This window comes from Methylacidimicrobium tartarophylax, from assembly GCF_902143375.2.
GTDB lineage: Bacteria > Verrucomicrobiota > Verrucomicrobiia > Methylacidiphilales > Methylacidiphilaceae > Methylacidimicrobium > Methylacidimicrobium tartarophylax.
The window spans coordinates 17,388-29,141 of record NZ_CABFVA020000025.1; the positions used below are offsets into that span (position 1 = coordinate 17,388).

Sequence of the window (11,754 nt, forward strand, 5' to 3'; positions counted from 1 at the left end):
AAAAAATCTCTCCGTCCAGGAAATAGTTCGGTTGCTTGCGCGACATCTTGCCGCTAAAAGTAGGTGTTTTATCCCGAGAAATAAGCCGGTGAAGCTCGAAAGTCTCAAGCAGATCGCGGCGGCCTTGAACGCCGCCGGAGCCCGGTATCTCGTGGTGGGAGGGCTCGCGGTTGTTGCCCATGGCTATGGGAGATCGACCATGGACATGGATCTAGTCGTCGATTTTGCTCGCAAGAATCTGTCGTCGGTCTTCTCAGCTTTGGCCCGACTGGGCTATCGGCCGGTGCCGCCGGTCGATCCCATGGATCTTGCCGATCCGTCAGCCCGGAAGCGCTGGGTAGAGGAAAAAGGGATGCGCGTGCTTCCGCTCCAGAGCGAGACTCATTGGGAGACGCCCGTGGACATTTTTGTCATCGAGACGTTTTCCTTCGAACGGGAGTATGAGCAGGCGCTGCGTGAACGACTGCCCGGAGGGGAGCCGATCCGCTTCGTTCGGGTCGAAACGCTGATCGAGATGAAGCAGGGAGCAGGACGTCATCAGGATCTTGCCGACATCGAAGAGTTGAAGCTTTCGCTGAGCGAAGAAAAGAGAGGGGAGGAGAATGGAGCCTGAAACGGATACGGATGAGAAACTGTGGAATATGCCCCGAAATGCACAGCGGCGTTTTTTTTGCGCTCTGCCGCTCGGCAGGAAGCTGGCGATTGCGGCCGACCTTGCCGAGATGGTTCGCGCTCTCCAGCACTGTCGCCCATCTCCGATGCGCCTTGCGCATTCCGACGCCTTGAGGCCACCGGCAACCGAACCTCGGCTCGGCGGAGTCGTCGGAACCGCTCGGTCGGTGGAGGAAGTTCCCGGGCATCGAGCCACGTTCCGCTCCGCTAGCCTGACTTCTTTTGGGAGCTGTGCCAGCGGTCTTCGGACCATCTGCCTGACGGCCTTCCTCTCCGCAGTGCTGACGGCCCCCAACTGGGCGGCGTCGGACACGAAGCCGAGCAAATCGTCGTCGGAGCCCAAAGCGCGCGTGATGAAGTTCGTCCATGTGCCGGAGATCTGGGAGGAGCAGGGGCCTCGTCCGAAGAACGTCTGGATCTACGGTCGGTTCACCGCTCGCACCGCAGTTTCCGACGGCCTCTTTCTCGCCTCGGTCAATGAAGGAATCAACTGGCCGGATTGGGAGGAACATTTCAATCTCATCGACAATCCGGGAAACTATGTCTTTCGGCGCGTGGTCTTTCAGACGAAGAATCCGCTGCCGACGCTCCGGAAGGGAACCAAGTTTGCGATTCCGAAGGACCATCCGGCAAGGCTGGTGGAGATCGACCGAGTCGACGGCGTGATCACGCGGATGGTGCTCGAATCTCCTCCGGTGATCGAGTCCCAGGAAGGAGCCGGCCGGAAGGTTGCTCCGCAAGAGACCTCGGCGACGAACGCCCCCGCCCGCGAACGACCCCGGAGAGTGGTCCCCTTGGGAGCGCTGGCCGCCATCGCCAAGCAAGAGGGGGTTCATCCGGAAAACCTCTGGACCTGGGGAAAGTTCAGCGCCAGGTCAGACCTCCGGGAGGGCATCTTCACCGCAACCCCGGCTGGAGTCGAGAGCCGTCGGGTGGTCGAGTGGATCGCCGGAGCGGTCTTAATCTATCCGATTGTTGAAATTCCCAGCAGGGTCATTTTCTACGTGCATCAACCCAGGAAGATCCGGAACGGAGACGAGGTTGTGGTCAGTCCGAAGCATCCGGCGAAAGTAAAGCGGCTCTTCTTGGCAGGCGGACTCCTCGTCTGGCTCGATCTCGATCCTCCACAGACTTCCTCGATCTCCGTTCGGCTGGGGTCGAGCGGACGGCAGCCCGGCGATGCAACCCCGGCTTCCTCGAAGCCGTCTCCGGATTTCGTTCCAGGGGCTTCGGTCCCGACCGTTACTCCGCCGACGGTCTCCCCGGTGTCCACTCCAACAGAAGCCCCCGCCCCCGAACGGCTCGCAACTGGATCCCCATAGCGGATTGACCGAGTTTCTTGCGCAAGTTGGCCAAGTGAACGTGCAGGAGCCGCGGCAGAGGCATTGCTCGCTCTCGATGCGGCATCTGCGCCGCCAGCTCCGCGGCGAGGACGAGGCGACCCGCATGCCCGAAGAGATAGCGGACAATCGCAAATTCCGTAGGAGTCAGGAATACTTCCCGTTCTCCTCGCTGGAGGAGTCGCTTCTTCCCATCCAAGGAGAAGGGGGGCAGGCGGAAGAGATCCGGCAAGCCTCTTCGGCTCGGGCGCACGAAGCTGCCCAGGATCGCCAAGAACTCGATCTCGGCCCCATCGGCCGGCAGGCAGAAATCGGCGCCGCTTTCCAAGGCGAGGATGCGAGATCGAGGTTGGCCCGATTCCTCCAGGACTACGATGGGCACCCACGAAGACCGTTCGCGCAAACGCAAGAGGAAGACTTGCTCTTGCCGGCTTCTAAGAGGCCAGCGGAGCAAGACGACGGGGAGAAGCACCTTGGCGATGCGTTCGAGGGCCTCCTTGGGGTCGGTCAAGGTTTCGGAGCGAATTTCCCACTTTCGCAGAAAAACGGCCCACTCCGTCATGGTCGATGGCGCAGAGGAGACGAGAAACACAGTGAGTCGCCTTGCCGCTCGCAACGACTCTCTGGAGGGCAGGATTCCATTCATACCTGCCCGGTGAGTCGATCGCGGCCCCACCCGCAACGGGGTGCGACGAAAAAGCGGAAAAAGGGGTTTTGCGTTGGCGGGGGGCTTCTCCTTCTTGCCGGATGGATTGGCCTTCTGGCGACTCACGCGGCCGAGCCGCGGATCGCTCTCTTGCCGTCGCAAGCCGACGCCATCGGCCGGCGACTCTGGCAGAATGAGTCGGGTGGGACGTTGTTCGGGTTGACGGCGTGGAATGCCGGGGAGGATTTTGCCTCGCTCGGGATCGGCCACTTCATCTGGTATCCCTCGGGAATGGGCGGCCCGTTCGAGGAGAGTTTTCCGCAGCTTCTCCAATTCCTCGAGCGGCGAGGAGTTGCTCTTCCCGGTTGGCTTGCGCAAGCCCGCTCTTGCCCATGGCCCGATCGCCGGGCGTTTCTTGCCGCGGCCGACAGTAGTCGGATGCGCGAGCTCCGCTCCCTTTTGGCGAAAACGGTAGGGGAGCAGACCCGATTTGCGATCGAACGCTTGGAAGGCTCTCTGCCGAAGATGCTGGCCGCCGCCCCGGAGGGGGATCGCGCACGGGTCGAAAGGAACTTCCAAGCTCTCGAAGCGAGCCCGGGAGGCCTCTTTGCCCTCGTCGATTACGTCAACTTCAAAGGGGACGGCGCCTTCTCGACGGAGCGCTACCGGGGCGAAGGCTGGGGACTCCTGGACGTCCTTCAAGCGATGGAGCCGGGACCGGCCCTTCCGTCCTTCCGGCGGGCGGCTCGCTCCGTCTTGGAACGTCGGGTACGCAATGCGCCTCCCGGACGGCAGGAGGGGCGCTGGCTGCGCGGCTGGCTCAACCGGGTCGACGGTTATCGTGAGGGGAATGCGGGATAGAAAGGCGAGCTACTGCAAGGGAGCTCCTGCGTAGCCCGTGAGCTCCATGTAGCCGACGCCGTGGAGGGGCTTCTCCCGGCGGGTGCCGGAAACCCGGACCGCTCCCTCCCAGTAGGCGATCTCCCCGAGCGCATGGAGGTAGAGCTCCTGGTCGGCCATCCGGGGGGCGACTTCGAGAACCAATCCCAAGGAGGGGACCCGGATCCGCCAGGCCGCTGGGTAGCGTGCTCCGGTGTGGGGGCTCTTCCAGAGCCCAAGCCGCTCGAGCGTAAATTCCCCATAGCGGAGTCCTTGCCGGGTCCCGTCCGATTCGACCCAGCTCCCGCCGGCCGTCGTGTCGATCGAGCCGTCCTTCTTCCGAAGCCCGTAGAGCATCAGCTCTTCGCCGGAATCGAGCTGGAGGGCGAACCAGTCCCATCCGACCTGGTTCTTGCCCAAGGCGCTGGAACTGAACTCATGGTCGAACCAGCTCGTGCCGCGAAGAGGAATCGTCTTCTTCCCCTCCTCGAGCTTTCCCTGCGTCTGGAGCCGGGTGAAGGAGTAGTAGTAGGAGGCGGCTCCCGGCTCATCGGCCTTCCGGCTCAAGCCCGCCTCTCCGTGGAGCACCGGAGGCTTGCGGGAGTGGAGCATAAGATCGAGCTTTCTGTCCTTCTCCGCCGCCTGTACCCGGAGCGAGCCGTCGGGCTGCTCTTCGATCCGCCAGTCTCCGACCCAGACCTCCATCTTTCCTCCGGAGCTTCCCGCCTCCCGGAGCGCTCCTCGATCGGCTCGTTCCGCGAAGAAGAACTCTTTGGCCCCCAGGTCGCTAATCGCAAAATGGCCGAAGAAGACATCCCGGATCTTCCATTGGCTCTCCCGGTGCGGGGCTTCGCGGAAGAGGCCACGGCGGAAGAGGGTGACCTCAAAGCCGTAAGCCGCCCCGTCCGGGGAGGAGAGATTGCCGGTCAAGTACCACCATTCGATCTGGAAGTCGGGATGGTTGCCGTGGTCCCGGGGGAAGCGCCAGGCCCAGGGGCCCTGCGCGAAAGCCCAGCTCTCGGCCGGAGCCCCTTGCGCCAACCTACCCCCCCAAAGGATGGCCAGCAGGAAGAGGGTGGTGGCAGCAAGGCGGGCGCGCATGGGGAGGGCCAAGCTTACTCCATCCGCATCGCTTCGGCGACCGGAATGCGGGCGCACCGGCGGGCCGGCCAGTAGGCCGAGAGGATCGCGGTCAGGATGACGAGGGGAGGAAGCTCCCAGAGGAGCTTCCAGGGCATCGTCCACCGAACCGTCCATCCGAAGAAGGAGGGATTGATCACGTAGGTGAGGACCAGGGAAAGGGCCGTGCCGGCGAGCAGGCCGAGCAGGGAGGCGATCGCGCCAAGAAGGGCTGCTTCCCCGACCAGCATCGCCTCGACCCCGGAGCGGCCGACGCCGATCGAGCGCAAGACCCCGATTTCCCGGCGCCGCTCGATGCTCAAGATCACGAAATTGAGGAAGATCCCGCTGGCGCAGACGATCAGGGTGATTCCTTTGAGGAGCTCGGTGACCGTGAAGGTCTGGTCGAAGACCCGGAAGACCTCCTGGCGGACCTCCCGGTTCGAGTAGACGATCCAGTCCCCGACCGGGGCGATCTGCCGTTGCAAGCTCTGCCGTACCCTTTCGGGGTCTTCGCCCGGTCTGAGGTAGAGCCCCAGGGTCTGGCAGCGATCCTCATCCCAGTAGCGCCGGTAGGCTCCCCAATCGATGAGGAAGAGGCCGAACTCGGTCGTGTAGTCATAGAAGACTCCCGCGACCGTGAAGAGCCGGTTGCCCCGAGGAGTCGGGATCTCGATCGGATCACCCTCCCGGACATGGAATCGCTTGGCGAAGCTCTCGTTGACGACGACCCGGTCGGCTCCCGCCGATTCGGCCAGCACCTGGCGCGCGTCGCCCTGCCGCAGGGAGAGGCCACTGTACCGGGCGGCGACCGGAAAGCGGAGTGCGGCGCATTTGACCGTCTCGCCTCGGAACAGGATCCGCTGCTCTCGGTAGCGCTCGTAGGCGGCGACCGAGGGAAGGGAGGCGACCGCCTCTTCGATTGTCGGGGGAAGGGCCTGCTGGGTCCCCGCCCGGACGTTGATCGCGGGGGCGACGAAGAGATCGGCCGTCACCGTCCGGTGGAGCCAGTCGTCCACGGTCTTTCGGAAGCTGAAGATCATGACGGTCACGCTCACGTACATGGCGAGCGCAGCGAGAAGGGCGGCGATGGTGATTCCGTTGTGGTGGAGCGAATGGGCAAAATGGGCCATCGCCAGCCGCGGCAGGACCGAGCGGAAGCGGAGGATCCGGGCGATCTCCCGGCAGACCAGGGGTACCAGTAGCGTGAATCCGAGGAGGGCGAAGAGGGCCGAGCCGAAGCTGAGCGTCGGCGGGCCGGTGCGGAGCGCGAGCCAGCCGAGGCCGAGGGCGAGCCCCCCGCAACCGACCGCGGCGACCGCCCACCAGGGTCCGGCCCGGCGGCTCTTCTCGGCCAGGGTTCCCGGCGAGAAAGCTTCGACGGGCTCGACTCCCGAAGCTTCGCGAGCGGGAAACCAGGCCGCCGCCGTCACCGCGGCGAGCCCCGCGCCCGCAGCGATGGCGATCGACTCGGCCGAGATCGAGATCCGCTCGATGTGGAGAAGCGCGTAGATTGCGGTCACGCTCTCGGAAATCACCCCCAGGAGGCTTCGCGCCAGGAGCAGGCCGAGCGGCAGACCGAGAAGGACTCCGATGCCCCCCACGACGAGAGCCTCTCCGAGAAAGAGCGCCTGGACCCCCGACCGCTGGAGTCCGAGGCTACGCAAGAGCCCGATCTCCCCTCGGCGGCGGACGACCGAAGCCTCCACCGCGTTGTAGATCATGTACATCGCCACGAAAAGGGAAACCAGCGAGAGGGCGGTCAGGTTGAGCTCGAAGGCGCCGAGCATCTTTTCGACACGGCGACTCCGCCCTTCCGGGGTCTGGACGATCATCGAAGGGGGCAGCCGCCTCCGGAGAGAAACGGCGACCTCTCCGGGATCGGCTCCTTTCCGGAGCAGGCAACTGATCCGCGAAAGCTTTCCGACCTTGCCGAAGCTCTCCTGCGCACTCGCGATGTCGAGGAGGGCGAGATGCTCATCGGCTCCGACCGCTTTCCCGTGGAACTCGATCAGGTAGCGCAGCACGAAGTCGGCCGGCCCCGTCTCCGTCCGGACGGTGATCCGGTCTCCGAGCCGCACTCCCATCTTGTGGGCGAGGGTGGCGGTCAGAGCGATCGCCCGGGGATCGCGAAAAAATTCGAGCAGGTCGCTCTCCGAGCTTCCGCCCGCTTCGAGCGTGAAGGCCCGGAACGGGACGTTGGAGAAGAGGTCGATCCCTTCGAGTTGGAGATATTCCCCGGGATGGTCGGAGACGAGGCAGACCTGCTCGACCAGCGGCGTGGCTGCCGCGATCCCCGGGGTGCTCCGGACCGTCCGGAGGATCTCCTCGTCCATCGGCACCCCGTCTCCGGATACCTCGAGGTTCGCCTTACCTGCGGTGGCGTCGACCGAGGCCCGGAAGGCGGCCAAGGCGCTCTGGTTGAGGACGAGGACCCCAATGAAGAGGGCGACGCCCAGAGCCACTGAGAGAACCGTGACGGCCGACATCGCCGGATGCCGAGCGATCTGGCGTCCGCAGTGGCGAAGAAAAAGGGCGAGCATGACGGCTAAGGCCCGGGCGCCGTTGCCGGCTCCTCTCCCACGATCCGGCCATCCCGCATCCGGACGACACGGGAGCTGGCTGCCGCGACCTCCTGGCTGTGCGTGGCGAGCACCAGCGTCGCCCCATGCCGCCTCCCGAGATCGCGGAAAAGATCGATCACGACCTGACTCGCCTCCGAATCGAGGTTTCCGGTCGGCTCATCCGCCAGAACCAGTCCAGGCTCGAGCAGCAGGGCCCGCGCGACCGCGACCCGCTGCATCTCTCCTCCGGACATCTGCTCGGGCGGGTGGCGACTCCGGTGAGCGAGCCCCACCTCTTCGAGGAGCGCTCGAGCCCTCTGCCGCGCCTCCTTGGGCGACATTCCGCCGAGGAGGCCCGGCAGCTCGACATTCTCCTCGGCCGTCAAGGTCGGCAGCAGGTTAAAGAACTGAAAGACGATCCCGATCTTCCGTAAGCGCATCTCGGTCAGCTTCCGCTCCTCGAGCGCCGCCAGCGACTCCCCCAGGACGACGACTTTCCCCTCGCTCGGCCGATCAATCCCCGCCAGAAGGTGGAGCAGAGAACTCTTTCCGCAGCCGCTGGGACCGACCAGCGCCACGAATTCGCCTTCCTCGATCTCCAGGCTGACGGAGCGGAGGGCGCAGGTCGCGTTCTCCCCGGAGCCGTAGGATTTGGAAACCCGATCCAGAAGGGCGACCAGTCGTCTCATCGAATCGCCCCTAGCAGGCCAGGACCATCCGTGCCTTGACCCACCCCACCGTACCGCGAAAAGAGCAAGCGCCCATCCGCGAAAGAGGCTAGCCCAAGAAAGCTTGGCGTTGACAGCCTATTTTCCCGGTCGGGCGGAAGAAAGAGGCTACGGCGTGGGACTCGTTCCGTCCGAGTCCTCTTCCTCCCGTAAAAGCAGCAGATCGGGATCGCCGCTCACCGCAAGATTTTCGGAAGAGACCCGTTCCACGCCAAACGCCTCCAGGTAGCGAGGTCCACCCGACTTGGGGCCGGTTCCCGACAGGCCCTCCCCGCCGAAGGGCTGAAAGGCCACGGCGGCCCCGATCATCGGTCGGTTGATATAGAGGTTGCCGACCCGCGCCCGCTCCCGAACCAGGCGCAACCGTCCGGAAAGGCGGCTCTCGAGTCCCATGGTGAGTCCGAACCTCATCCGTGCGACCTGATCGAGAACGAGCTCCCATTCCTCGACCCGAAAGCGGACCACTGGAAGAAGGGGTCCAAAAATCTCCCGATCCACCAGGGAGAGGGAAGGGATCTCGATCAGGCGAGGAGAAAAATAGTGTCCGCCCGGCACAGCCGTCGACTGGAGAGGGGCCTTGGCTAAGAGCTTCCCCTGCCGCTCCAGCCGCCAAGCCTGATTCTCAAGCTCGAGCAAGGCTGATCGTTCGATCACGGGACCGATGTCCGTCGCGGGGTCCCGTGGATCTCCGACCACGAGCTCCTCCACCGCTCCAGCTAGCAGATCGAGCAGGCGAGGAGCCGCCTCGTCCTGCACCAAGAGGAGTCGGAGGGATGAGCAGCGCTGGCCCGCGCTTCGAAACGCGGAAACCACGATGTCGTCGACGACCTGCTCCGGTGCCGCCGTCGCATCGACCAGCATGACGTTGAGCCCCCCGGTCTCGGCGATCAGCGGAGCCAGTGCTCCCTCCCGGCTCGCCAGAGTCCGGGCGATCCGGGAGGCGGCCGCCCCTGAGCCGGTGAAGGCGACGCCCGAGACCCGCGGATCGCGGACGAGCGCCTCACCGACCTGCCCGTCCCCGGGCAGGAGATGGAGGATCTCCGGCGGAACGCCCGAGGCCAGCGCAAGCCGGACCGCCTCGGCTGCAACGAGCGGCGTCTGTTCGGCCGGCTTAGCCACGACCGCGTTCCCCGCTGCCAGGGCCGCCACGACCTGTCCCAGAAAGATCGAAAGCGGAAAATTCCAAGGGCTGATGCAGGCGAAGAGCCCTCGGCCCCGCCAAGAGATGGCGTTGCGTTCCCCGCAGGGTCCTCCCAGCGTCCGAGGAGCTCCAAAAAGCCGTCTAGCCTCGGCTGCGTAGAAGCGGCAGAAGTCGATCGCCTCCTGAAGTTCCGCCAGGGCGTCCGGCAGGGTCTTTCCTGCCTCCTCCCGCAGGAGGTAGAGGAACCGGGCTCGCTCCCTCCAGAGTCGATCCGCCAGCACCTCCAAAGCCTTCACCCGCTCTTGGGCGGGAACCCGCTCCCATCGCGGAGCCTGCTCCGATCCGATCCGGAGCGCCTCTTCGATCTGCTTGGCCTGAGTCCAGGATACATTCCCCACCCGCCGCGCCGGATCGGCTGGGGAGAGAACCGGCTCTTCCTTCCCACCTGCCGCGCTTCCCGCCACCAAGGCAAAGGCCCGTCCCGGGCCGGCGGCGGCCTCGATCTCGCGCCGTAGCCGCTGGACTTCCTCCCCGTCTCCCCAATCGATCCCTTCGGCCCGCTTCCAGGCAGGCGCCGACAGCTCTGCAGGCTTCGGAATCCTTGGGTGGGCGACGGAGCGCAACCGCGCGATCCGGCCTAGGGAAATTGCTTGGGGTTTCTCCATCCCTGGGTCCAAGAACCCTGCTTGGCCGACGCCGTTTTCGAGGAGCCGCCGGGCCAGATAGCCGAAGAGCTCCGCTCGGGCTCCAAAGGGAATGTAGAGGCGAACCGGATGGCCGGCCTCGCGCAAGACCGAGGAGAGAGGGTCGGCGATCCCGTAGAGCCGTTGAAACTCCCACTCTCCGTTCCGTTCTTCCGCCAAGCAGAGGATTGCCGCCGCCGTGGCCGGATTGTGCGTTCCGAACTGCGGAAAGATCTGGCCCGAGCCTTCGAACAATCGACGGGCGCATGCGAGGTAGGAAAGCTCGGTAAGAGCCTTGCGCGTAAAAACCGGATAGCCGGAAAGGCCCAGGGCTTGGGCTCGCCGGATTTCCGCGTCCCAGTAGGCTCCCTTGACGAGGCGCACCGCAAACCGTCTTCCTTTTCCCTCGGCCACTTCCCAAAGCCAATCGACCGCCGCTAGGGCGCGCTTCTGGTAGGCCTGAATGACAATGCCCAAGGGGATTCCCCCCTCGATCTCCGGCTCCTCCAAAAGTCGTAGGAAGAGATGGAGAAGGGGCCAAAAGCGGTCGGACTCCTCCGCGTCGAAGACGAGCCGAATGCCCGCCTTTTTGGCCTCCCGGCAGAGATCGAGGACGGCGGCGTAGATCTCCTCCGCAATCCGCTCCTCCTGGAGCGGTTCCCACCGGGGATGGAGGGCGGAAAGCTTGAGCGAAAGCTCCGGTGACTCCGCTGCCCCCGCTTCCGTCCGCCCAAAGAAAGCGATCGCCTGCCGGTAGCGATCCCGGGCCGCTTCCGCCGCCCCTCTGGTCCGCGCGGCCTCTCCCAGCATATCCCAGCAGAAGCGGTAGCCCTGGGCGCGGTGGGAAGCGATCCGCTCTGCTCCTCCGCGGAAGTCTTCCGCGAGGATGAAGCGACCGACGATCGCCTCTACGACCCTGCGAACTGACTGCCGGGAGACTGTCCGCATCCCCCGCCGGAGCCAGCCGGGCAGAGAGGTATGGCTCTCCCATAGGGCAAGGGCTCGGAGAGCGGTCAATCCCCAGGAAGCAGCCCGGCCGATCCCGTCTTGGGCGTCGCCCGCGCCCGAGCGCCACTCCCCTTCGAGCAGCTTCTCGGAGAGCAGGGCTTCCGCCGTGCCTTCGTCCGGAATACGGGGCAGGGCCTCGGCCAGCTGCAAAAGCAGGCGTCCCTCCTTTTGCGAAAGGGGATAACGAGCTAAGAGCCGGTCGACCCATTGCGGCCGCTCTCTCTCCCGTATCCGCGCGACCAGCCCTTCGGTCCTCTCTTCCATCTCCCGGTCGAGAGTCTCGCTCTGGGGGAGCCGGGCGAGAAGCTCATCCCGACAGCACTCGTCCTCCTCCGAGTGGGCGATACTTACCCGCTCCCGCAGCGCCTTCCACCGCTCCTCCGGAGGTTCTTTCCTCTCCATGGTCTGGCCTCCTTGCCCCAGGCCGAAAAGCCCAGCGATACCTGTTTGTACATCGCACGGCCCGCACGGGAAAGAGTGAGCCTGCCCCTCGCTCCTCTCCGGGGTAAGGTCCAAACAAAAAGCTTGCCAATGAGCCGTTACGCTGTGCGACGTTTTTGCCCATAAACCATTTTTCGAGCGTCTTATGTTCCCTCCCTCTTCCGCATCCAGAGAATGCTCCCCCCGCCATGGCCTCCTGCCTCCCCATCCACCGCTGCATTCCTATTCCCGGGCTGGGATCCAGCGCGAGGTCTACGTGCAAGGTCTCTTCGACAAAGTCGCCCCCGAATACGAGAAAATGGAAGGATTCATGGCGCTGGGCTCCGGCTCCCGTTACCGAAATCAAGCCCTCCATCGGGCCGGGCTTGCCCCAGGGGATACCGTGCTCGACGTAGGCACCGGAACCGGACTGCTGGCGCGCGAGGCGCTTGCGCTCACCGGCCCGCAAGGGTGCGTCTTGGGGATCGATCCCAGCCCCGGCATGCTCAACGAGGTACGCGAACCGCGCCTGAAACTACTCCGCGGGAGCGCGG

At 64.9% G+C, this 11,754-nt stretch carries 9 protein-coding genes; 4 read left to right on the forward strand and 5 right to left on the reverse strand.

The features are described 5' to 3' along the window. The first annotated feature begins 88 nt into the window (after positions 1–88). Both MAMT_RS03435 and MAMT_RS03440 read left to right on the forward strand, forming a co-directional pair. Entirely contained in the window at positions 89–613 is a 525-nt protein-coding gene (locus MAMT_RS03435; RefSeq protein WP_142659623.1) for a hypothetical protein, read from the forward strand. Further along, positions 603–1,994: a hypothetical protein gene (locus MAMT_RS03440; RefSeq protein WP_142659624.1), complete on the forward strand. Its 1,392-nt coding sequence runs from the start codon at positions 603–605 to the stop codon at positions 1,992–1,994. Before MAMT_RS03435 ends, MAMT_RS03440 begins: the two co-directional genes overlap by 11 nt. Here MAMT_RS03440 and MAMT_RS03445 read toward each other — a convergent pair. Further along, positions 1,915–2,604 (reverse strand): response regulator transcription factor, encoded by a 690-nt coding sequence (locus MAMT_RS03445; protein ID WP_178086895.1) that lies wholly within the window; start codon positions 2,602–2,604, stop codon positions 1,915–1,917. The genes MAMT_RS03440 and MAMT_RS03445 overlap by 80 nt on opposite strands. A 63-nt stretch (positions 2,605–2,667) precedes the next feature. Here MAMT_RS03445 and MAMT_RS03450 point away from each other — a divergent pair, with 63 nt between their 5' ends. After that, positions 2,668–3,519, forward strand: coding sequence for a hypothetical protein (locus MAMT_RS03450; protein ID WP_246186502.1), 852 nt, complete (start codon positions 2,668–2,670; stop codon positions 3,517–3,519). Between the two features lie 9 nt (positions 3,520–3,528). On the opposite strand, the gene MAMT_RS03455 is transcribed toward MAMT_RS03450, so the two are convergent. The 4 genes from MAMT_RS03455 to putA all read right to left on the reverse strand — a co-directional run bounded on the left by MAMT_RS03455 (position 3,529) and on the right by putA (position 11,182). Then, a complete protein-coding gene (locus tag MAMT_RS03455; protein ID WP_246186503.1) occupies positions 3,529–4,638 on the reverse strand; it encodes a lipocalin-like domain-containing protein in 1,110 nt (369 codons plus the stop codon). Between the two features lie 14 nt (positions 4,639–4,652). Further along, positions 4,653–7,199, reverse strand: a complete 2,547-nt coding sequence (locus MAMT_RS03460) for an ABC transporter permease (RefSeq protein WP_142659626.1) — start codon at positions 7,197–7,199, stop codon at positions 4,653–4,655. A 5-nt stretch (positions 7,200–7,204) separates the two neighbouring features. Further along, positions 7,205–7,909, reverse strand: a complete 705-nt coding sequence (locus MAMT_RS03465; protein WP_142659627.1) for an ABC transporter ATP-binding protein — start codon at positions 7,907–7,909, stop codon at positions 7,205–7,207. Between the two features lie 147 nt (positions 7,910–8,056). Beyond that, positions 8,057–11,182 (reverse strand): bifunctional proline dehydrogenase/L-glutamate gamma-semialdehyde dehydrogenase PutA, encoded by a 3,126-nt coding sequence (putA, locus tag MAMT_RS03470; protein ID WP_142659628.1) that lies wholly within the window; start codon positions 11,180–11,182, stop codon positions 8,057–8,059. Between the two features lie 184 nt (positions 11,183–11,366). On the opposite strand from putA, the gene MAMT_RS03475 reads away from it, so the two are divergent. Further along, positions 11,367–11,754: class I SAM-dependent methyltransferase (locus MAMT_RS03475; protein WP_142659629.1), on the forward strand; the 388-nt coding region annotated here is incomplete at its 3' end.